Source organism: Psychroflexus sp. MES1-P1E, assembly GCF_002836055.1.
GTDB lineage: Bacteria > Bacteroidota > Bacteroidia > Flavobacteriales > Flavobacteriaceae > Psychroflexus.
The window spans coordinates 1-650 of the sequence record NZ_PJBS01000025.1; the positions used below are offsets into that span (position 1 = coordinate 1).

The following is a 650-nucleotide window of genomic DNA, read 5'->3' on the forward strand; positions in this document are numbered from 1 at the left end:
ATACAAACGGCGATAATGGACTTGATGCAACCTCCACTGGAAATCCATCTTTATTTTCTTGGGATTCACAAAGTGAAAGTTGGTTAACGATTTCCAACACAAACTTAAACACTTTAGAAGCGGGTAAAGCCTACGGAATTTTGATTAGGGGTGATAGAGCTACAAATATTTATGTAGATAATATAGCTAAAGGCGATGATACAAGGCTGAGATCTTTGGGGACGATCTTAACTGGTGATGTAAACAAAGATGACGATTTGAATCCTAACTCAGGAGGCTTTGCTTTAATCGGTAATCCATACCAAGCTGAAGTTGATATGAAAGCAACTCTAGCAACTAGTTCAACACATTTGGACAAAAGATTTTATTACGCTTATAAACCAGGTATTGGTGAAAGAGGTGGTTACGTTACAGTTGACTTAGATTCTGACCCCGTAGAACACATTCCTGAAGTTCCTCTTAACGATAATATGGGTTCAGAAAAATTCCGTTTTTTACAAGTCAATCAATCTGTATTTGTTCAGACTGTTAGTGACCTTCAACCAAATGAAGTCCCTACACTGACTTTCAAAGAAGAATTTAAAACAGACGATACTTCAACTAATCAAGTCTTAAGGGTCAATTCTAACTCAAAAATAGATTTAAACATC

The 650-nt window shown here is 36.3% G+C and carries 1 pseudogene; it reads left to right on the forward strand.

Annotated features, from left to right (window positions below):
* Positions 1 to 650, forward strand: a pseudogene (locus tag CXF67_RS00170) (ice-binding family protein); the annotation flags it as partial.